General features: G+C 72.7%; 16 protein-coding genes. 8 read left to right on the forward strand and 8 right to left on the reverse strand.

Annotated elements, in window-relative coordinates; all coding sequences use genetic code 11:
* Positions 1 to 1,909 (reverse strand): DEAD/DEAH box helicase (locus tag KUM32_RS14510; protein ID WP_254405553.1); only part of this gene is annotated, 1,909 nt, incomplete at its 3' end.
* A gap of 508 nt (positions 1,910 to 2,417) precedes the next feature.
* Between KUM32_RS14510 and KUM32_RS14515 the strand changes: the two genes are divergently transcribed.
* A complete protein-coding gene (locus KUM32_RS14515; RefSeq protein ID WP_217142282.1) occupies positions 2,418 to 3,155 on the forward strand; it encodes a ferritin-like domain-containing protein in 738 nt (245 codons plus the stop codon).
* A gap of 213 nt (positions 3,156 to 3,368) precedes the next feature.
* Here KUM32_RS14515 and KUM32_RS14520 read toward each other — a convergent pair whose 3' ends face one another.
* From KUM32_RS14520 to KUM32_RS14535, 4 genes are all read right to left on the reverse strand, one after another.
* A complete protein-coding gene (locus tag KUM32_RS14520; RefSeq protein WP_217142283.1) occupies positions 3,369 to 3,638 on the reverse strand; it encodes a hypothetical protein in 270 nt (89 codons plus the stop codon).
* A 287-nt stretch (positions 3,639 to 3,925) separates the two neighbouring features.
* Entirely contained in the window at positions 3,926 to 4,153 is a 228-nt protein-coding gene (locus KUM32_RS14525) for a DUF3107 domain-containing protein (protein WP_217142284.1), read from the reverse strand.
* Between the two features lie 158 nt (positions 4,154 to 4,311).
* Positions 4,312 to 4,953, reverse strand: coding sequence for a TetR/AcrR family transcriptional regulator (locus KUM32_RS14530; protein ID WP_217142285.1), 642 nt, complete (start codon positions 4,951 to 4,953; stop codon positions 4,312 to 4,314).
* A gap of 208 nt (positions 4,954 to 5,161) precedes the next feature.
* Entirely contained in the window at positions 5,162 to 5,383 is a 222-nt protein-coding gene (locus KUM32_RS14535) for a hypothetical protein (protein WP_217142286.1), read from the reverse strand.
* A 208-nt stretch (positions 5,384 to 5,591) separates the two neighbouring features.
* Between KUM32_RS14535 and KUM32_RS14540 the strand changes: the two genes are divergently transcribed.
* From KUM32_RS14540 to moeZ, 7 genes are all read left to right on the forward strand, one after another.
* A complete protein-coding gene (locus tag KUM32_RS14540; protein WP_217142287.1) occupies positions 5,592 to 6,614 on the forward strand; it encodes an alpha/beta fold hydrolase in 1,023 nt (340 codons plus the stop codon).
* An 8-nt stretch (positions 6,615 to 6,622) separates the two neighbouring features.
* The gene (locus tag KUM32_RS14545) at positions 6,623 to 8,182 is read left to right on the forward strand and encodes a DUF3152 domain-containing protein (protein WP_217142288.1); all 1,560 of its coding nucleotides are present in this window, start codon (positions 6,623 to 6,625) and stop codon (positions 8,180 to 8,182) included.
* Positions 8,183 to 8,420: 238 nt separating this feature from the next.
* The gene (locus tag KUM32_RS14550; RefSeq protein WP_308408654.1) at positions 8,421 to 10,133 is read left to right on the forward strand and encodes a DUF3492 domain-containing protein; all 1,713 of its coding nucleotides are present in this window, start codon (positions 8,421 to 8,423) and stop codon (positions 10,131 to 10,133) included.
* On the forward strand, positions 10,130 to 11,491 hold the full coding sequence (locus KUM32_RS14555) for a hypothetical protein (RefSeq protein ID WP_217142290.1): 1,362 nt from the start codon (positions 10,130 to 10,132) through the stop codon (positions 11,489 to 11,491). The genes KUM32_RS14550 and KUM32_RS14555 overlap by 4 nt, the downstream gene beginning before the upstream one ends.
* A 100-nt stretch (positions 11,492 to 11,591) precedes the next feature.
* Entirely contained in the window at positions 11,592 to 12,641 is a 1,050-nt protein-coding gene (locus KUM32_RS14560) for an NAD-dependent epimerase/dehydratase family protein (protein ID WP_217142291.1), read from the forward strand.
* Entirely contained in the window at positions 12,629 to 13,378 is a 750-nt protein-coding gene (locus KUM32_RS14565; protein ID WP_217142292.1) for a spherulation-specific family 4 protein, read from the forward strand. The genes KUM32_RS14560 and KUM32_RS14565 overlap by 13 nt, the downstream gene beginning before the upstream one ends.
* A 63-nt stretch (positions 13,379 to 13,441) precedes the next feature.
* Positions 13,442 to 14,620, forward strand: a complete 1,179-nt coding sequence (gene moeZ, locus KUM32_RS14570; protein WP_100048931.1) for an adenylyltransferase/sulfurtransferase MoeZ — start codon at positions 13,442 to 13,444, stop codon at positions 14,618 to 14,620.
* A 71-nt stretch (positions 14,621 to 14,691) separates the two neighbouring features.
* Here the strand turns inward: moeZ and KUM32_RS14575 are convergent, their stop codons facing one another.
* The 3 genes from KUM32_RS14575 to KUM32_RS14585 all read right to left on the reverse strand — a co-directional run bounded on the left by KUM32_RS14575 (position 14,692) and on the right by KUM32_RS14585 (position 20,811).
* Positions 14,692 to 16,233, reverse strand: a complete 1,542-nt coding sequence (locus KUM32_RS14575; protein ID WP_217142293.1) for an alpha/beta hydrolase — start codon at positions 16,231 to 16,233, stop codon at positions 14,692 to 14,694.
* A gap of 138 nt (positions 16,234 to 16,371) precedes the next feature.
* Entirely contained in the window at positions 16,372 to 17,919 is a 1,548-nt protein-coding gene (locus tag KUM32_RS14580) for an alpha/beta hydrolase (protein WP_217142294.1), read from the reverse strand.
* 117 nt (positions 17,920 to 18,036) lie between these two features.
* Positions 18,037 to 20,811: a YbhN family protein gene (locus KUM32_RS14585; protein ID WP_217142295.1), complete on the reverse strand. Its 2,775-nt coding sequence runs from the start codon at positions 20,809 to 20,811 to the stop codon at positions 18,037 to 18,039.
* Between the last annotated feature and the right edge of the window lie 66 nt (positions 20,812 to 20,877).

The raw sequence follows: 20,877 nt of genomic DNA on the forward strand, positions 1-20,877 counted from the left end.
GTGCCTGTGCTGCTGTCTCGGTCACGGTCTGGGGGGCCTCGGCCGTCTTGCGGGTGCGGCGGCGGGGCTTGGTTTCCGTGGCTTCGGTGGTGTCGGCGGCGGTTTCTGCTGTGGTGGCCGTCTTGCGGGTGCGTCGGGGCTTGGGCTCGGTGGTTTCCGGTGCCTGTGCCTGTGCTGCTGCCTCGGTCACCGTCTCGGGGGCCTCCGCCGTCTTGCGGGTGCGGCGGCGCGGCTTCTCCGCGGGGGCCTCGGCCGCCGGGGCCTCGACGCCCGCCGGTTCGACGGCGGCAGGCTCGACGACCGGGGTGGTCTCCAGCGGGCCGGCCGACGCCTCGGCCGACTTGCGGGTGCGGCGGCGACGCGGCTTCACCGGCGTCTCCGCGGCCTCCGGGACTTCGGCGACCTCGGGCGCGGTGTCCTCCGGCGTCTGTGCCGCGGGAGCGTCCGCCGGAACGGCCGTCACCGGCTGGCGCGACGGCTCGCCACCGCGCGTGCGGCGCCGGCGGCGCAGCGTGCGGGGTCCCTGGGCGGCGTCCGTGTCCGTGGCGCCGTCCGCACCGGTCACTGCCTCGGGCGCGGCGGTCGCGGAGACCTCCGCGTCCACCGGCGCACCTCCGCGCATCCGGCGGCGGCGCCGCGGCGTCGTACGGGACGAACGCTCGCGCTCGGCGGATCGGGACTCGTCCCGGCCGCCGCGCGCGCGGCCCCCGCGTCCGCCCGGCTCACCCAGGTCCTCCAGCTCTTCCGCGTCGAGCCCGGCGCGCGTGCGCTCCGAGCGCGGCAGGACACCCTTGGTGCCCTCGGGGATGCCGAGGTCGGTGTACAGGTGGGGGGAGGTGGAGTACGTCTCCGGCGGGTCGTTGAAGCCCAGGTCGAGCGCCTTGTTGATCAGCTGCCAGCGCGGGATGTCGTCCCAGTCGACCAGCGTGATCGCCGTACCCTTCGCGCCCGCGCGGCCGGTGCGGCCGATGCGGTGCAGGTACGTCTTCTCCTCTTCCGGCGACTGGTAGTTGATGACGTGCGTCACGCCCTCGACGTCGATGCCGCGGGCGGCGACGTCGGTGCAGACGAGCACGTCCACCTTGCCGTTGCGGAAGGCGCGCAGGGCCTGCTCGCGGGCGCCCTGGCCGAGGTCGCCGTGGACCGCGCCGGAGGCGAAGCCGCGCTGCTTGAGCTGGTCGGCCAGGTCGGCCGCCGTGCGCTTGGTGCGGCAGAAGACCATGGCCAGTCCCCGGCCCTCGGCCTGCAGTATGCGCGCCACCATCTCGGGCTTGTCCATGTTGTGCGCGCGGTAGATGAACTGCTTCGTGTTCGCGACCGTCGCGCCCTCGTCGTCCGGCGAGGTGGCACGGATGTGGGTGGGCTGCGACATGTACCGGCGGGCGAGTCCGATGACCGCGCCCGGCATCGTGGCCGAGAACAGCATGGTCTGGCGCCTGGGCGGCAGCATGTTGATGATCTTCTCGACGTCAGGCAGGAAGCCCAGGTCGAGCATCTCGTCGGCCTCGTCGAGGACCAGGCACTTGACGTGCCCCAGGTTGAGCTTCTTCTGGCCCGCCAGGTCCAGCAGGCGGCCCGGGGTGCCGACGATCACGTCGACGCCCTTCTTCAGGGCCTCCACCTGCGGCTCGTAGGCCCGGCCGCCGTAGATCGCGGTGACGCGCACGTTGCGGACCTTGCCGGCGGTCAGCAGGTCGTTGGTGACCTGCTGGCACAGCTCGCGCGTCGGGACGACGACGAGGGCCTGCGGGGCGTCGGTCAGGGACTCGGGCGCGGCGCGACCGGCCTCCACGTCGACGGGGACGGTGACGCGCTCGAGGAGCGGAAGGCCGAAGCCCAGCGTCTTGCCGGTGCCGGTCTTGGCCTGGCCGATGACGTCCGTGCCCGACAGGGCCACGGGGAGCGTCATCTCCTGGATGGGGAAGGGAGTGGTGATGCCGACGGCTTCGAGTGCTTCGGCGGTCTCGGGGAGGATCCCGAGGGATCGGAACGTCGTAGTCAGGGTGCTGCCTCTTCTGTGTACGTGGTGCGAGGCGAGCGCGCGGGTCGTGCCGGACCGTGTCGGGGACGTCGGCCGCCTTGCGGGGCCGTAGGACACGGGACCTCTGTCGACGCTCCAGCGCTCGTACCACTGAGGGTCCCCCTCCGGGTCCCGGACGCAGTGGGCGTACGGGAGGAGGGCTGTCGGGTCGGAGCCGATCGGGCCACCGACCGGGCATCCTCATGCGTGCGGCCCGACGACGATGTCACGTACCCGTACGTCACATACTCGGCAGGCGCATTACCACCATACCCCGGATTCGCGCACACGCGATGGCCGATTTGGTCACGTAGTCGTCGTCACACTGCCCGACCAGCGGCACTCAGCGCCCACCGGGGGCCTTCCGGCGGGCGACGGGCGGGCTATTGTGCGCTGCATGACGAGCTCTGACAAGCCTGGCAACGCCCCCGCCGAACCCACTTCGGTCGCCGCCCGGGACTGGGCGACGGCCGCCGCCGACCCTCAGTACCGCGCCGCTGTCGTGGACCTGCTCGGCGCTCTCGCGTACGGCGAGCTGGCGGCGTTCGAACGGCTCGCGGAGGACGCCAAGCTGGCGCCCACGCTGGCGGACAAGGCGGAGCTGGCGAAAATGGCGTCGGCGGAGTTCCACCACTTCGAGCGGCTGCGCGACCGGCTCGCCGAGATCGGTGAGGAGCCGACGGCGGCGATGGAGCCCTTCGTGGCCGCCTACGACGGCTTCCACCGGCAGACGGACCCCTCCGACTGGCTGGAGGGGCTCGTCAAGGCCTACGTCGGCGACTCCATCGCCAGTGACTTCTACCGCGAGGTCGCTGCCCGCCTCGACTCCGACACCCGCGAGCTGGTGCTCGCCGTCCTCGACGACACCGGGCACGCCGGTTTCGCCGTGGAGAAGGTGCGCGCGGCGATCGACGCGGACCCGCGCGTGGGCGGGCGGCTCGCGCTGTGGGCGCGGCGGCTGATGGGTGAGGCGCTCTCCCAGTCCCAGCGGGTGGTGGCCGACCGGGACGCGCTGTCGACGATGCTCGTGGGCGGTGTCGCGGACGGGTTCGACCTCGCCGAGGTGGGCCGCATGTTCTCCCGGATCACCGAGGCGCACACCAAGCGGATGGCGGCGCTCGGGCTGGCGGCCTGATCGCCCCCGTGGGCGACCCCGGCAGGCGGCGGCAGCGGCGGACGCCCGGACGGCGACGGGGGCTGGTCGCCGACGGGCGAGTGAGGACGCGTGTTGCGCGTGTTTGATCGTCGCGCGTGTTCGATCTACGCGCGGCTGGTCGCCGATGAGAGGCCGGCCGCCCCGGGGCGGCTGAAAGTCGTCAGTGCGGGCGCCACCGCGGTCGGCGGCCGGTCAGGCGGTCGCCGACCGGCGGCGGAGTCTTCCCGCGGGGCGCAGCAGCAGCGACAGCGAGGCCGCGGAGAGGGCCGCCGAGCCCAGGAGAACCAGCAGGAGACCGCCGGCACCCAGCGCGGTGTGCGTCACGAACGCCCCGAAAAGGGCCCCGGCGATCCCCGTCGGCAGCACCAGGACGCGGGCCGGGAGGCGGTGCGGCAGACGGTGGGCGGCGGCCCAGGCCAGCGCGAAACCGAGGATCGTGGCGCTGAGCGCTTCCAAGAGCATGTCGGGGTCCCTCCCAGATGGCCGGCCTGCCCTGACGGTCACAGCCGTCTTACCCCTGACCTGCGGAATGCAATCCTCCCCCTGTGGGTGAACTGTGCTCCGCACGTGAACGGGAAGTCCGCGCGCGAAATACCGGAACTCGCGCGTGAAGCGCGGGGAGTCCGAGCGTGATGCGCGGGGAGTCCGAGCGTGATGCACGGGGAATCCGCGCGTGAAGCACGGGAGGGCCCGGCGGTGACTCACCGCCGGGCCCTCCCGTTCCGCGTCGTTCGTACCGCGTCCGCCGACTACAGCGCGCCGAAGCCCACCTTGCGCGGGGACGGCTCGCCGATCTCGACGTAGGCGAGACGGTCGGCCGGCACCAGGACCTTGCGGCCGTGGTCGTCCACGAGGCTCAGCAGCTGCGACTTGCCGGCCAGTGCCTCGGCCACCACGCGCTCGACCTCCTCGGCACTCTGACCGCTCTCCAGAACGATCTCGCGGGGCGCGTGCTGCACGCCGATCTTGACCTCCACGGCTATGTCCCTCCGACGGTCAGTGAAGTGCGCGATCTTCCGCGCCGTACCCAGCACACATTAGCCCGGTGAGGGGACGTACACGGTGCGCCGGAGAACGCCAGGAGCGAACAGCCGACGGGAACAGAACCGGCGCACGCCCCGGAGCGCCGCGACGGTCAGTGCTGCTCGCTGCCGTGCAGGGGGAAGCCGGCGATGCCCCGCCAGGCCAGCGAGGCCAGCAGCTGGACCGCCTGGTCGCGCGGCACGCTGCGGTCGCTGTGCAGCCAGGAGCGGGCCACCACCTGGGCGAGGCCACCCAGCCCGGAGGCCAGCAGCATCGACTCGGCACGCGAGAGACCGGTGTCCTCGGCGATCACGTCGCAGATCGCCTCGGCGCACTCGTTCGTGACCTTGTCGACACGCTCGCGCACGGCGGGCTCGTTCGTCAGGTCCGACTCGAACACCAGGCGGAAGGCGCCGCCGTCGTCCTCGACGTACGCGAAGTAGGCGTCCATCGTCGCGCGGACGCGCTGCTTGTTGTCGGTCGTCGACGCGAGCGCGTGCCGTACGGACTGGATCAGGGCCTCGCAGTGCTGGTCCAGCAGGGCGAGGTAGAGGTCGAGCTTGCCGGGGAAGTGCTGGTAGAGCACCGGCTTGCTGACACCGGCCCGCTCGGCGATGTCGTCCATCGCGGCCGCGTGGTAGCCCTGGGCCACGAACACTTCCTGTGCGGCGCCCAGCAGCTGGTTGCGTCGGGCACGGCGGGGAAGGCGTGTGCCCCGCGGGCGTACCGCCTCTGTCTGCTCGATGGCTGTCACGCCGCCTCCCATAGTCGTCCACGTGCGGTGTGCGCCGCCTCACCATCGTACTTTTCGGTAACCGTGCTGTGCGCGGTGCGGGCGCAGAATTTCACGGACCGGACGGTGATGAAAGCCGCACAACAGGTTTCAAAAGGGATCAGGCCGGGCAGAATTCGGCCTCCCTCCTGCTCGGCGGGTCTCTCGGCCGCCTTCGCGGCACCACGCCTCAGCGGTAGTCGTCCTCGTCGTGGGAGACGACGCGGGCCTGTTCCACCAGGTCGGCCTCGTTGGCGTGGCCCGGTTCGACGCCGGTCAGCGAATCGTCGCGCTGCGGCGCGATGTCCGTCTGCTGCTCGGCCGCGTCGGCGTCGGGCGCCTCGACGTCGAACTCCTGGGGTTCCTCTGTCTCCTCGTCGAAGGTGTCGGGGTCGGTCGGGTCGACGGTCATGCTGGGCTCCCTTCCTACGGACGTCCCTGAAGATGCAGGGGCCACACGCGGGTGCCCACTCCACGAGCGTAGGAGACACCCGATCCGGACGCCATGTGTCGTCATGCCCCGGGACGCGGCCATGAGTACCCGCCTCCCGCGTCGGCGCACGCCTCCCTGTGACGGCGAACACATGAGCCACTGCGTGATCGTCTCGTAACATTGCCGCATGTCTTCGACCGAGCTGCCGCCCGTGCCGCCCGCCAACGTGCTGCCGAAGGTCACAGCCGTCAGGGTCGCGGACGGTGAGCACCTCAGGTCGGTCCGCCTGCCCGGTATCACCCTGGCGGTGCGCTCCAGGCGACCGGTGCGCCAGGGACTCCCGCCCGCGCTGTACGTCCACGGCCTCGGCGGCTCGTCGCAGAACTGGTCGGCGCTGATGCCGCTGCTGGACGACGTCGTCGACAGCGAGGCGGTGGACCTGCCGGGCTTCGGCGACTCCCCGCCGCCGGACGACGGCAACTACTCGGTCACGGGCCACGCGCGCGCGGTCATCCGCTACCTCGACGCCTCCGGGCGCGGCCCCGTGCACCTCTTCGGCAACTCGCTGGGCGGCGCCGTCGTGACCCGCGTCGCCGCGGCGCGGCCCGACCTCGTGCGGACGCTGACCCTCGTGTCGCCCGCGCTGCCGGAGATCCGCGTGCAGCGCAGCGCCGTACCGACGGGGCTGCTGGCGCTGCCGGGCGTGGTGTCGCTGTTCACCCGGCTCACCCGGGAGTGGACCGCGGAGCAGCGGGTCCGCGGTGTGACGGCGCTCTGTTACGGCGACCCGGGGAGGGTGACGCCGGAGGGTTTCCGCAACGCCGTAGAGGAGATGGAGCGGCGGCTGCAGCTGCCGTACTTCTGGGACGCGATGGCGCGCTCCGCACGCGGGATCGTCAACGCGTACACGCTGGGCGGCCAGCACGGACTGTGGCGACAGGCCGGGCGGGTTCTCGCTCCCACGCTCCTGGTCTACGGTGGACGGGACCAACTCGTCGGCTATCGCATGGCCCAGCGGGCTGCCCGCGCCTTCCGTGACTCCCGGCTGCTGACCCTGCCGGACGCGGGACACGTGGCGATGATGGAGTATCCGGAGACCGTGGCCACGGCGTTCCGCGAACTCCTCGCGTACGCCGGCGAGTCGACGGCCGATGACAGGACCGGCGGGATCGTCGACGACGAGCCCGCCCAGCAGACCACAGGAGGCTGAGGCGCGACGTGGGACGCCACAGCCGCCGCGGACCCGCCCCCAGGGCCGACGACGCGAACACCGCGGCGACGCGGGAGACCCGGTCCGGGTGGCCGGCCCGCCGTCGGGCGCCGGGCCCTCCGGCGGGGGAGCAGGCGCCACCGGCGAGCGGGAGGCCCGGTGCGGCGCCCCATGGGGCGCCGGACGGCACCCCGGGGCACCGCCAGGGACAGACGGGGCACGGCCAGGGACAGACGGGGCCGGGCCGTCGGCTGCCGGACGAGGCGCCGGCCCATGGGTTTCCGCGGGCGGGCGAGGGTACGCCCGCGCAGGGCGTCGCCGGATTCCCCGACGGCAGCCCGGCGCACGGTGCGCCCCAGGTCCGCGGTGGTCACCCCGAGCAGCATGAGACCGGCGGCGGCTGGGGCGAGTTGAGCGGGCGGACCAGTGCCGGGTACGGCACCCCCGCGGGGCCGCCGAAGGGTGCCCCAGCGCAGCACCCGGGCCGGTCCGTGCAGTCCGGCCCTCCCTTCCCGCGGCAGCGGCAGGCGCCTTCGGGAGGGCCGCGCCAGGAGTACCTGGACGCCTTCGGCGAGGGCGGCGACGCCGTCGGGGGCCGTGCCTCGCGACGCCGAGCCCGCCTCACCGATCAGCCCGCCGACCCGTACGCCTCCGTCACCGGCCGGAGCGCCGACGGCGGAAGCGGCGGCAGCGCGGGCGGCGGCAGCGCGTCCGAAGCGGACGACACGCCGCCCACCGGTGAACCCGCGCCGGCCAGGGGTGCCAAGGGCCGGACCTTCACCGGTGTCGCCGCGGCCGCCGTCACCACGGTGCTGGCCGTCGTCGTGGCCGGCCAGGTCGCCGACGGGCCGCCGGGCGAGGACGTGCGGACGCAGGCCGCCACCGACCAGGCCCGCCACGCCCGGGACTCCGCGTCGCGGACGGACGAGCGGCCGACGCCGTCCGCCCCCGCGGCGCCCGCGCTGACGTACGAGCAGAAGATGGGCAAGAGGTACCCGCTCGGCGCCACGCTGAAGGGTTCCGGGAAGTTCGACGCGATCCCCGGCATCGCCAAGGGGCCGGGGACGGGACGGAAGTACACCTACCGCGTGGACGTGGAGCAGGGGCTCGGTCTGGACGGAGAACTCTTCGCCGAGGCCGTGCAGAAGACGCTCAACGACAACCGGAGCTGGGCCCACAACGGCGCGCGCACCTTCGAGCGCATCCACTCCGGGCAGCCCGACTTCGTGATCACGCTGGCCAGCCCCGGCACCACCGCCGAATGGTGCGCCAAGTCCGGACTGGACACCACCGTGGACAACGTGTCCTGCGACTCGGCCGCCACCGAGCGCGTGATGATCAACGCCTACCGTTGGGCGCAGGGTGCGGAGCCGTACGGCGACGAGCTCCACGCGTACCGGCAGATGCTGATCAACCACGAGGTCGGCCACCGCATCGGCTTCAACCACGTCACCTGCGACAAGGACGGCGAACTCGCCCCGGTCATGCAGCAGCAGACCAAGTTCGTCGACCACGACGGCATCGACTGCCGCCCCAACCCCTGGGCATACCCCAGCAGTGACGACTGACCCGGCGACAGCGGTGTCGCCGACCGGCTAGCCCTGGCCGGAGCGTGGCGCACGGTGACGCCGTGATCTCTTAACGCGACCGAACGCGTCCCGCACGGGAAAGTTACGTCCGTTCACCCCTTTTGGTGGCGCGATGGACAACCGTCCGTCGCGCCACCGGCTTGTCCGCATACGTTCGTCCCGCTGCGAGCCGCCGGGCCAACGGCGGCTCCCCACACGGGAGATCGGGGGTGCGCGCGTGCGCATCGGACTGCTTACGGAGGGCGGCTATCCGTATGCGAGCGGTGAGGCCGGGCTCTGGTGCGACCGGCTCGTGCGCGGGCTCGGACAGCACGAGTTCGACGTCTACGCGCTCAGCCGCAGCGAGCGTCAGGAGGCCGCGGGATGGGTCCCGCTGCCGCCGCAGGTCAACCGGGTGCGCACCGCGGCGCTCTGGGGCGCCGAGGAGGACGGGATCGTCCACGGGCGGCGCGCGCGCCGTCGCTTCGCCGAGCACTACGGCGAACTGGCCGCGGCTCTGAGCGTCACCGCCCCCGGGGACTCGTCCGGGGCCGCGGAGGATGCGTCGGCCCATGAGGCGGACCGTTTCGCCAACGCGCTGTACGGGCTCGCCGAGCTTGCCCGCGACGAGGGCGGACTGTCCGGCGCACTGCGCTCGGACACCGCCGTACGCGCACTGGAACGCGCCTGTCGCGCGCCCGGCGCCCACCGCTCCGCCCGCGAGGCGCGCGTCCCCGAGCTGCTCGCCGTCGCCGGGCGCCTCGAAAGCGCTCTGCGCCCCCTGTCGCTCGACTGGTACGAGGGTGACGGCCTGGGCGCGGTCGACCTGTGCCACGCGGCTTCCGGCGGCACGGCGGCCCTTGTGGGCCTGCTCGCGCGGCACTTCTGCGACGTGCCCCTGCTGGTGACCGAGTACGGGGTGCGGCTGCGTACGCACTACCTCACGGAACCCGACTCCCCACCGGCGATACGGTCCCTGCTGGCCGCCTTCCACGGCAGGCTGGCCGCCGAGACCTACCGGCGCGCGGCCGTGATCACGCCCGGCGACACGCACGCCCGCCGCTGGCAGGAGCGCTGCGGGGCCGACCGCGCCAAGCTCCGGACGGTCTACCCGGGGACGGACGGGGCCCCCTTCGCCGAGGCGGGTGAGTCGCCGCAGGGCGCCGACCCGCACACCCTCGTCTGGGTCGGCCGCGTCGAGCCCGCCAAGGACCTGGTCTCGCTGCTGCACGCCTTCGCGGAGATCCGCGAGGAAGAGCCCGGAACACGCCTGAAGATCATCGGCGCCCCCGGCGGTCCCGAGGGCGCGGCCTACCACGCCCACTGCAAGGGCCTGGCCGCGCAGCTCTTCCCCGACGAGGCCGACGGCCCGCACGCCGTCGGCCGCAATCCGGTCTCCTTCGAGGAGACCGGCGGGCCGGAACTGCCGTCCCGCGCCGAGGCGTACGCCTCCGGCGCCCTGGTCGTCCTCTCCAGCGTCGCCGAAGGGTTTCCGGCCGGCCTGGTGGAGGCGATGTTCTGCGGTCGCGCGACGGTGTCCACGGACGTCGGCGCGGTGGTGGAGGCCGTCGGCGGCACCGGGCTCGTGGTACCCCCGCGCAACCCGCGGGCGCTCGCGGAGGCGTGCGTCGCCCTGTTGCGCGACCCCGAGCGCCGTGAGCGACTCGGTGCCGCCGCGCGTGCCCGCGCACTGGAGCTCTTCACCGTGGAGCAGAACGCCGCCGCGTTCCACGGCATCTACCTGGACATCCTCGCGCGCACCCCGCAACGCCGCGTCGTCCTCGACGGCACCGGCGGGCCCCTGCCGTTCGCCGTCCCGGCCGAGGCTCACGTCCCCGGCCGTTGGACCGACCCGACGGCCCGTGTCGTGGCGCGGGGCGGCCCCGGCTGGGCGACGGACGCTCCGGTGCGGGCCACGACCTCCCTCTCCGCGACCGAGGGGGCGCGATGAGCGGCCTCGGTGAACTGGACCGCCCCGTGGACCGCCCCGCGTCGCCGGGCAGCCCCGGAGCCCGGGGCGAGACAGGCGGGGATCGTCTCTCGGGTGCGGGCCGGCCGTCGGGTGCGGGCGGATCGCCGAAGCCGGACCAGGACCGGCGGGCGGGCGAGACGCTGCGGCCGGGCGAGGGGCGGCCTCCCGAGGAGGGCGGACGGGCACGCGAGGGAAACGGTGGCGCGGCGGCCGACGGTCGCGAGCAGTCACCGTCCGCCGCTCGCCGCGCCGCCGCGGACCCCGTGAAGGCCCTGATGCACCGGCACCGCGACCTCTGCGAACGGGCCGTGGACCCGTTGGACATCGCCGCGGGCCTGGAGGCGCGCGGCGTCACCGACCGGAGCGCGGCGCACTTCCGGCACCGGGACGTCTTCGCCCTCGCGGAGGAGATGTACGCCCGCGTACCGCGCGAAGCCGAACCCTCTCCGCCCGCCGCGGACCCGCCGACCCCCCGGGCGGGCGTCGCGTGGCTCGTCCTCGCCCTGCTGCCGGGCGTGCTGTGCGCCGCGGCCGTGGCCGGCCTGCGCCTCACGGACGGCCGGCCGCGCCTGATCGTGGCCGCCGCCGGCGCTCTCGCGGTGACCCTGGCCCTGCGCGCCGCCCTGCGCCGGGGTCCGCTGACCGCCCCGACGCGCACGACCGCCACCACGCGCACCACCGGCCCCTGGGCCTGCTGGCTCCTCGGCTACGCCCTCCTCGGCGACGGCCTGCTCGGCGCCGCCCTCACGGGTGGCCCCGACGGTCTGCCCGACGGCACCACCGACGGTCCGTGGCCCGTCACCGTCGTCCCCGTCCTGGCCCTCGCCCTCGCCTGTGCGCCCGCGGCCATGAGCGCACACTTCTTCGCCGTGCGCGCGCGCCGCAAACTGACGGACAGCCGCGGCCTGGCCGACTTCTCCGCCTCCGTACGCCCGCTGCTGCTCGGCACGTTCGCCCTGTTCCTGGCCGCCCTGACGGCCTTGCTCGCGCTGACCGGCGCGGTCCTCGACGAGCCCGCCCGCTACCCGCAGGCGCTCACCCTGGGCGCCCTTCTCCTGCTCGCCCGCCTGCTCACCGCGCACGGCCACACCCATGCCCCCGCGCTCGTCCTCACCGCCGCCGCCACCGCCGAGGCAACCGCCCTGGCGACGCTCTTCGCCGGCCGCCTTCCCGGGTGCGACTTCCTGGCCGTCCCCGTGGAGGCGCTCGTCGCCGCCTGCGGCCCGGCCGGCGTTCCGGCGGCGGCCTGCGGCACCGGCGCCCTCACCCTCCTGATCCACGCGACCCGCCGGCTGACCAGGGCGTCGGCCCACGCGGCCACGGAGCAGCAGCGGTGACCGCGCGCCCGGACAGCCACCCACACATCCGCACCACTCTCCGAAGGAGCCCCCAGATGACCACCTCCCGACCCGACGTCTCGGCACCGGGAGCCGCCCGATGAGAGTCCTGCTGATCGGAGCCAACGGCTACATCGGCCGCTTCGTCGCCGACCGTCTGCTCGCCGACCCCGCCGTCCAGCTCACCGCCCTCGGCCGCGGTGACGACGCCGACGTCCGCTTCGACCTCGCCACCGGCAGCCCCGGTGCCCTCACCCGTTTCCTCGACGCGGTCCATCCCGGTGTCGTCGTCAACTGCGCCGGTGCCACCCGCGGCGGCGCCCGCGAACTCACCCGGCACAACACCGTCGCCGTCGCCACCGTCTGCGAGGCCCTGCGCCGCAGCGGCTGCGGCGCCCGCCTGGTGCAGGTCGGCTGCAGCGCGGAGTACGGCCCCAGCCAGCCCGGTTCCTCCACCGCGGAGGACGCCGTGCCCCGCCCCGGCGGCCCCTACGGCGTCAGCAAACTCGCCGCGACCGAACTGGTCCTCGGCTCCGGCCTGGACGCCGTCGTCCTCCGCGTCTTCTCGCCCGCCGGGCCCGGCACCCCGGCCGGTTCACCACTGGGCCGCCTCGCCGAGGCCATGCGCCGCGCGATGCAGTCCGGCGACGGCGAACTCCGGCTCGGCGGACTCGGCGTGCAGCGTGACTTCATCGACGTCCGCGACGTGGCACGCGCCGTCCACGCCGCATCCCTCTCCGCCGCGCAGGGCGTCATCAACATCGGCTCCGGCCGTGCCGTCCGCCTGCGCGACGCCGCCGCCGTCCTCGCCCGTGTGGCCGGCTACGGCGGCGCCCTGCACGAACTCGACGGACCGCCCGGGGCGCTGCGGCCGAGCATCGGCCACCCTCGCGCCGAGTCCGCCGGCCACCGTGCCGACTCCCTCGGCCACCACCGCACCGACACCCTCGGCCATCACCGCCCGGAGCCTCTCGGGCACCGCGCCGACACCGAGCACGCGGCCCCGGTCGCCCACCCCTACCCGGACGGCTGCGGCAGCTGGCAACAGGCCGATGTGCGCACCGCGCGCGACCGGCTCGGCTGGCGGCCCCGGATCGCCCTCGAAGAATCCCTCGCCGACATCTGGATGGAGGCGGCATGCCGTATCTGACCAGTACGAAAGCGGGCACGGCGAGTACTGGCGTCCGCACCGGCCTCGGTGTCCCGGGCCTGGCCCACCCCCTCCTCGCCCCTGGTGAGTGGGCCGGCCTCACCAAGCCGGGCACACCCCTGCACTGGGTCGTCCTCAACGTCGCCGAGGGTCCCGGTGTCCACCCCGATCCACAGTGCCTGGAGGCGGCGGGCCGCCTGCGCAACGCGGGTGTCCGTGTCCTCGGCCACCTCGACACCGCGTACGGGGCCCGGAGCTTCGGCGCACTGATCTCCGACGCACACCGCTATCTCGACTGGTACCGGGTCGACGGCTTCCTCCTCGACCGCTGCCCGGCCGAACGGGCCGCACTCCCCGGGGTTCGCCGCACGGTCACCACGCTGCGGGTGATCCGCGACGGCGCCCACATCGTCCTGGGGCACGGCACCCACCCCTACCCCGGCTATGCCGAGAACGCCGACCAACTGGTCACCTTCTCCGGCGCCTGGAGCGATTACCGCTGGTCCCAGGCAGCCGACTGGAGCGCGGACCACCAGCCCGAGCGCTTCTGCCACTTCGTCCACGGCGTCCCCCGCGGACATCTGGACGAGGCGCTGCGCATCGCCCGCTGGCAGGGCGCCGCGACGATCTACTTCACCGACCGCACGGACCGGGGTGGCCGAGCCGTCCCCTGGGAGACGATGCCCGGCTACTGGGACGAGATCGTCTCGCGGGTCGGGACGGGTGTCTCGGAATGAAAAAGGCCGTGGCAGTGTTACGAGGAGAACAACCGTAATCACTGACCGACCAACGGAGTCCCCGTGTCGCTGCCACCCCTGGTCGAGCCGGCCCCCGAGCTCACCGTAGACGAGGTCCGCAGGTACTCCCGCCACCTGATCATCCCCGACGTGGGGATGGACGGGCAGAAGCGGCTGAAGAACGCCAAGGTGCTCGCCGTGGGCGCGGGCGGTCTCGGCTCGCCCACCCTGATGTACCTGGCGGCAGCCGGTGTCGGCACGCTGGGCATCGTGGAGTTCGACGAGGTCGACGAGTCGAACCTGCAGCGGCAGGTCATCCACAGCCAGGCCGACATCGGCCGCTCCAAGGCCGAGTCCGCCCGCGACACCATCAAGGGCATCAACCCGTACGTGGACGTGGTCCTTCACCAGGAGCGGCTCGAGGCCGACAACGTGATGGACATCTTCAGCCAGTACGACCTGATCGTCGACGGCACGGACAACTTCGCGACCCGCTACCTGGTCAACGACGCGTGCGTGCTGCTGAACAAGCCCTACGTCTGGGGCTCGATCTACCGCTTCGACGGCCAGGCGTCGGTCTTCTGGTCCGAGCACGGTCCCTGCTACCGCTGCCTCTACCCGGAGCCCCCGCCCCCCGGCATGGTCCCCTCCTGTGCCGAGGGTGGCGTCCTGGGCGTGCTGTGCGCGTCCATCGGCTCCATCCAGACCAACGAGGCCATCAAGCTCCTCGCCGGCATCGGTGAGCCACTGGTCGGCCGCCTGATGATCTACGACGCACTGGAGATGCAGTACCGCCAGGTCAAGGTCCGCAAAGACCCCGACTGCGCGGTCTGCGGCGAGAACCCGACCGTCACCGAGCTCATCGACTACGAGGCCTTCTGCGGCGTCGTGTCCGAGGAGGCCCAGGCGGCGGCCGCCGACTCCACGATCACTCCCAAGCAGCTCAAGGAGTGGATCGACGACGGTGAGAACATCGAACTCATCGACGTCCGCGAGCCGAACGAGTTCGAGATCGTCTCCATCCCGGGCGCTCGGCTGATCCCGAAGAACGAGTTCCTCATGGGTTCCGCCCTGGAGAGCCTCCCGCAGGACAAGAAGATCGTCTTGAACTGCAAGACGGGTGTCCGCAGTGCGGAAGTCCTGGCGGTCCTCAAGTCCGCCGGCTTCTCGGACGCCGTACACGTCGGCGGCGGCGTGATCGGCTGGGTCAACCAGATCGAGCCGGAGAAGCCCGTCTACTGACCGGTCCCGCGACCCGTTTCCCGGACGGCGGGGGTTTCGCGCACCGTGGGTGCCCGAAGCCCCCGCCGCCGTCATGAGCAGGTCTTGCCGTCCCTCGGCACCGAGCCCTTCAGCAGATAGGCGTCGACCGTCGAGTCGACACAGTCGCTGCCGCTGCCGTACGCCCCGTGTCCCTCGCCCTCCCAGGTGAGCACCACTGCGACCCCCTTGCCGAGCTCGTCCGCCATCCTGCGGGCGCCCTCGTAGGGCGTGGCCGGGTCGCCGGTGTTGCCGACCACCAGGATCGGAGCCGCTCCGGGCGCGCTCACCTCCGGGGTCTCGTGCTGTCCGGTCACCGGCCAGGCGTGACACCAGCCCGCCGTGTCCCACCCGAGGAAGGCGCCGAACACGGGCGAGACCTTCTCGAACCTCGGCAGCAGCTTCCTCGTCTCCTCGACGGTCGGCCGCTGCCTGTCGTCCAGGCACGATATGACCCGCTGGGAGTGGGTCGCCGTGCCGTAGCGCCCCGAGGAGTCGCGTTCGTTGTAGCCGTCGGCGAGCGCGAGCAGCTCCGAGCCGTCGCCGTCCTCTGCGGCGGCCAGTGCGCTGGTCAGGGCCGGCCAGCCGTCCTTGCTGTACAGGGGCAGCACGATGCCGGTGAGCGCGAGGCTCTGCGTCAGCTTCCGCCCCGGCGACGACGTCGGCAGCGGCTCCGCGTCGAGCCGCTCCAGCAGACCGGCGATCTTCCGTGACCCCTGCTCCGGGTCCTGCCCGGTGGATGTGAGGTAGTCGTCCAGCGCGCGCTGGAAGCCCCTCGCCTGGTTCTCGGCATGGCCCATCGTGTCGGCGCTCGGGTCCACGACCGCGTCGAGGACCACACGCCCCACGCGGTTCGGGAACAGGTGGGCGTAGACACCGCCGAGTTCGGTGCCGTACGAGATGCCGAAGTAGTGCATCTTCTCGTCGCCCAGCACGTGCCGCATCAGGTCCATGTCGCGGGCGGTGTCCGTGGTCGAGACATGGGCCATCAGCTTGCCGGCGGCCTTTTCGCAGCCCTTCGCGAAGTCGGCGGCGTCCTTCAGGTACGCCTGTTCCTCGGCCGGGGTGTCCGGCGTGGAGTCCACCGACTCGGCGTCCTCGATCGCCTCGTCGCCGCGGCAGCGGACGCCCTCACTGGCCGCCACCCCGCGCGGGTCCCAGCTGACCAGGTCGTACCTCTTGTGGAGGGAGGAGACGGTGTCGGCGTAGGACGGCATCATGGACACACCCGAGCCGCCGGGGCCGCCGAAGTTGAACAAGAGGGAGCCGATCCGCTCGTCCCCTGTGGCCTTCGCCCGGATCAGCGCGAGGCGGATCGTCTCGCCGTCCGGCTCGGCCCAGTCCAGCGGCGCCTCGAGTGTGGCGCACTGCCAGTCGCCGCCCGGCGCGGGGGAGTCCGCGGTGGCCTTGCAGCGGCCCCAGTCCAGCGTCTGGGAGGCCAGCGACGCGGGCACTCCCGACGGTGCTGCCGCCGACGGTCGCGCGCCGCTGTCACCCCTGTCGCCCTTGTCGTCCTCGGACGAGCCGCCGCTGCAGCCCGCCGTCAGCAGTGCGGCGGCGGCCGTCAGAGCCGTCCACCGTCCGAGCCGCGTCATGTGCTCTCCCCCTCACGAGCCGTCCGCGCCGTGCGGCGGATGGCGGTCATGCCATGGTAGGCGGACCGTGCAACGCCCGCTGCGCCCTGTGGATAACGTTCTGAGCTGCGGATACGGAGGGGTTTGGGCATCGTGGGGTCAGGAGCAGACGGTCCCGGCGGCCGGCACCCTTCCGTCCAGCAGATAGCCGTCCACCGCGTCCCGTACGCACGGGTTCTTGCTGTCGTAGGCGCCGTGCCCCTGGCCCTCGTAGGTCAGTTCCACACCGACGTCCTTCCCCAGCGCGTCAACCATCCTCGCCGCGCCCTCATAGGGCGTCGCCGGGTCACCTGTGTTGCCGATGACCAGGATCGGCGGCGCCCCGGGCGCGCTGACGTCGGGATGGTCGGCAGCGCCGGCGACCGGCCAGCCGGTGCAGCTGATCATGGACCAGGCGAGGTAGTCGCCGAACAGCGCGGACGCCTTCCGGAACTCGGGCAGCCTGCGCTCCACGTACGCCGGGTCGTACCGCGGTTTGTCGTCGGCGCAGTTGATGGCGACGTTGGCCGCGGTGAGGTTGCTGTACTCGCCGTTCTCGTCACGCCCGTTCAACGAGTCGGACAGCACCATCAGAACCCTGCCGTCCCCGTCGTACGCCTGGGCCAGGCCCTCGGTGAGGTACTCCCAGAAGTCCTTCGAGTACAGCGCCTGCGCGATGCCGCTGGTCGCGGCGGTCTGGGTGAGTTCACGGGGGAAGACGCCCGGGATCGGTTCGCGGTCGAGGTCCTTCAGCAGCCGGGCGATGCGGTTCTTGACGTCCTGGGCGCTGTCGCCGACGGGGCACTCCTCGACCTTCGACACGCAGTCCTCGGCATAGTTGTCGAGCGCCAGCTGGAAGCCCTTGGCCTGGCCGAGCGTCCCCCGTTCCGAGGTCTGGGTCGGGTCGACGACCGCGTCGAAGACGGCGCGGCCCACCGTCCCAGGGAACAGGTGGGCGTAGACGCCGCCGAGTTCGGTGCCGTAGGAGATGCCGAAGTAGTGCAGCTTGTCGTCGCCGAGGACCTGGCGCATCAGGTCCATGTCGCGGGCCGCGTCGGTGGTGGCCACGTGCGGCAGGACTTTCTTCGAGTTCTTCTCGCAGGCCGCGTTGAACCTCTTCGTGTTGTCCAGCAGCTCGGTGCGCTCGGCCGCGTCGTCCGGGGTGGCGTCCTGCTGGAAGTAGGTGTCGAGCTGCTTGTCGTCCAGGCATTCCACGGGCGCGCTGCGGCCGACCCCGCGGGGGTCGAAGCTGACCAGGTCGTAGCGGGTGCGCAGTTTCGCGTAGTCCTGGCCGAAGGCGGGCAGTGTGGTGACACCTGATCCGCCCGGTCCGCCGAAGTTGAAGATCAGCGAGCCGATCCGCCGGTCCGCCTCGCCGCTCGTCCTGGCCCGGATCAGCGCCAGGTCGATCGTGTCGCCCTTGGGGTCGTCCCAGTCGAGCGGCGCCCTCATGGTGGCGCACTGCCACGTGTCACCGTCCGGCAGCGGGGAGGGGGCGGTGCCGCCGCCTTCGGCCTCCGACGGTGCCGGGCAGTCCCTCCAGCTGAGCTTCTGGTCCGGCAGGTCCTCGTCCTCCGGGGAGTCGCCGCCGCAGCCCGCCAGCAGGGCGGACAGCGCTACTACGGCGGCGGTCAGAGCGGCGGCACGCAGCCGGACGGGTTTCGGCATGCGTCCATCGTGCGGTCGCGCGGGCCCGTGCGCGCGGGGCAGGGGCCGTACGGGGTAGGGGCCGTACGGGGTAGGGGCGGTTCGCCGGGCCGGCGGCCCCGGACGGCTCCGGGGCCGCTACAGCGCCTCTTTCCGCGACAGGTGGTTGAAGGCCAGCCAGCCCGGCAGTACCGGCAGCCACAGCGTGAGCAGACGGAACAGCAGTACCGCGGGTGCGGCGACCTCCTTGGGCAGGCCCACGGCGATCAGACCGACCGTCAGGGTGGCCTCCACCGCGCCCACCCCGCCCGGCGTCGGAGCGGCGGATCCCAGTGCGTTGCCCGCGAGGAAGACCACGGCGACGCTCGCCAGGCTGATCGACGTCGACTCGTCCCCGAAGGCCCGGATCGAGGCGTCCAGGCACATCACGAAGCAGGCGGTGAGCAGCAGCATGCCGCCGATGCCGGTGACCAGCTTCTGCGGCCGTTGCAGCACGTCCAGCATGCGCGGCACGACTCCGGCGAAGAGCGACCGCACGCGCGTGACGACGAATTTCCGCAGGAACGGTACCGAGGTCACCACGAGTACGAGCACCGCCACCGTCAGCAGACCCGCGATGACCGTCCGGGAGGGCGACAGCGACGGCGTCTTCTCGGTTCCGGTCAGATAGCCGAAGGACAGCAGCATCAGGATGTGACAGCCGAGTCCGAACAACTGCGAGGCGCCCACACTCGCCACCGCGAGCCCCGGCCGCACCCCCGCACGCTGGAGGAACCGCGTGTTCAGGGCGACACCACCGACCGCCGCGGGGGCGACGATCTTCACGAACGACCCGGCGACCTGTGCGGCCACGGTCCGCACGAACGGCACCCGCTCCGGTACGAATCCCAGGAGGGCCATCGCCGCCGCGACGTAGCTCGCCGCCGAGAACAGGGCGGCCGCGATGACCCACCCCCACTCGGCGTTCGCGATCAGCGGACCGAACTCGATGTGGGTGAGCTGAGTCAGCAGGAAGTACGCGCCGATCGCACCGGCGATGAAACTGATCAGCGTGCGTGGCCGGACGCGCTCCAGACGGGCCGGCTCGACGGGCGCCTGTGGCCTGATCCGCAGGACGGCATGGCGGATCTGTGTGAGCAGGTCCTCCTCCCGCGCCCCCTCCAGCGCCTCGTCCACGGCCCGCTTCTCGGCCCGCTGCTCGGCGCGCACGGCCTTCTTGTCGGCCTTCCCCTGCTTCCCGGGCCTGGCCTTGTCGTGATCCTCGCGTACGGGTCCACGGTCGTCGGCTCCGGCCGCCTCCGCGCGGGCCAGCTTGGCCTGCCGGGACGACTCCAGGACCGCCTCCCGTTCGCGCTGGGCCCGTTCCCGGGCCAGCTTGCGCAGGGTCGCGCGCGTGGAGCGGCTGAGCGCGATGGGCTGGAGCATCGGAAGGCAGTCCGCCACGGCGTCGGGACCGAGCACGTCCACCGCCGAGGCGACCGCGCGTTCGGCACCCACCCGCAGGCCGAGCGTCACCAGAAGCTGGGAGACGTCCATGCGCAGCAGCAGGTCCCCGGCGGCGATCTCACCGATGCGCAGGTCGGTGAGGATCACCGAGCCGGAACGATCCACCAGGATGGCGTCACCCACCAGCCTGCGGTGCGCGATGCGACGGGACTGCAGAGCCCGCACCTGTTCCCAGGCGCCACGCAGCAGGTCGTCGGTGATCTCCTCGTCCGGCAACGAGTCGAGGGTGCGCCCGCCGGTGTGCTCGTAGACGAGCATCACGGCGTCGGGACCCAGTTCGGACGTCGCGATCAGCTTGGGGGCGTTGGCACCCGCCGCGATCGCCGCGTAGGCGAGCAGCGCCTCCTGCTCCAGGGCCTGCCGCAGCGACGGGAGACTGCTGCGGGTGGCGAAGCCGCGCAGGGTCAGGTTGCGCCACGCCCGGTAGAAGAAGCCCTGGGCCTGCTGCTCCCGGTCCACCACCGTCACGTCCAGCGGCCGGCCGTCCTCCAGTGTGACGAAGTAGTGCCGGCCGCGGTCACCGGTCTCGGCGCTGTCCGACGGCACCTCCTCGCGGGCGGCGGTCACCGGGTGGAAGCCCACGGTCCGCAGGCCCGCCATCAGCGTCCGCCCGGTGGGCCGGACGTTCGGGGAGCCGACCGCGTACAGCGTTCCGTAGGCCACGGACCAGCCGATGAGGACCGTCAGAATGATCGAGAACGGCGTCGTGTAGCCGGTGACGAGCATCGAGAAGGCGTCGAGGAGCAGCACGATCCACAGCACCGCGCGCCAGCGTGGTCTGCGGGACATGCCGACGGCCGTCATGTAGGCGATGACCGGCGCCAGGTAGCCGTGCACGGGATCGGTGAGGGCGTGGACGTCCCCCGGGGACGGCTGAGTGAGCGCGTCCTGGATGGAGCCGGGGGCGGCCTTGGCGACCCACAGGTCGGTGGCGAGGGTCACACCGTGTGCGAGGACCGCCGCCAGCACGCCGTCGGCGATCCGCAACCCGTCCCGTTTGACCAGCCGCTCGATCGCGAACGCGACCGGCACCAGAAGGATCGCGATGCTGGAGGCCAGACCCGCGATCTTGATCAGCAGGTCGGGCGCCTGCCCGGTGCCCTTGCTGATGTCCTGCTCGAGACCCGAGGTGGTGCCGTGCGCGAAGGCGGCGACAGCGAGCAGCGCGCCGACGGCGAGCACGCCCACCAGGAGCCGCATCAGGTCCGACGGACGGTGCACGCGCGCGGGGAGCAGCGGTTCGTCGCCCTCCACCTCGTCGATGTGCGCCACGTCGTCGGGGTCGGCGGCCGTCGCCGACCTGCCTCCCGCCGCACGCTTCTCGTCGCTTCCGGCCGCGGTGCCCGGGCGCGACGAAGAGCCGGAGGTGCCCTCGGCGTCCTCGGGGTGCACACCCTGCTGCTTCATCGCCTCTTCTTGCTCTCGTATCACTGGTCACCGCCCGCACGATGGTGGCATGCCCCGTCGGCCTGC

It is taken from the genome of Streptomyces sp. AC627_RSS907 (assembly GCF_019049165.1).

What these genes read in the sequence shown, in the direction of transcription:
- KUM32_RS14515 (WP_217142282.1), top strand. Translation starts at nt 2,418, where the DNA reads ATGACGAGCTCTGACAAGCCTGGCAACGCCCCCGCCGAACCCACTTCG.
- KUM32_RS14520 (WP_217142283.1), bottom strand. Translation starts at nt 3,638, where the DNA reads ATGCTCTTGGAAGCGCTCAGCGCCACGATCCTCGGTTTCGCGCTGGCC.
- KUM32_RS14535 (WP_217142286.1), bottom strand. Translation starts at nt 5,383, where the DNA reads ATGACCGTCGACCCGACCGACCCCGACACCTTCGACGAGGAGACAGAG.
- KUM32_RS14540 (WP_217142287.1), top strand. Translation starts at nt 5,592, where the DNA reads ATGTCTTCGACCGAGCTGCCGCCCGTGCCGCCCGCCAACGTGCTGCCG.
- KUM32_RS14555 (WP_217142290.1), top strand. Translation starts at nt 10,130, where the DNA reads ATGAGCGGCCTCGGTGAACTGGACCGCCCCGTGGACCGCCCCGCGTCG.
- KUM32_RS14560 (WP_217142291.1), top strand. Translation starts at nt 11,592, where the DNA reads ATGAGAGTCCTGCTGATCGGAGCCAACGGCTACATCGGCCGCTTCGTC.
- KUM32_RS14565 (WP_217142292.1), top strand. Translation starts at nt 12,629, where the DNA reads ATGCCGTATCTGACCAGTACGAAAGCGGGCACGGCGAGTACTGGCGTC.
- KUM32_RS14575 (WP_217142293.1), bottom strand. Translation starts at nt 16,233, where the DNA reads ATGACGCGGCTCGGACGGTGGACGGCTCTGACGGCCGCCGCCGCACTG.
- KUM32_RS14580 (WP_217142294.1), bottom strand. Translation starts at nt 17,919, where the DNA reads ATGCCGAAACCCGTCCGGCTGCGTGCCGCCGCTCTGACCGCCGCCGTA.
- KUM32_RS14585 (WP_217142295.1), bottom strand. Translation starts at nt 20,811, where the DNA reads ATGAAGCAGCAGGGTGTGCACCCCGAGGACGCCGAGGGCACCTCCGGC.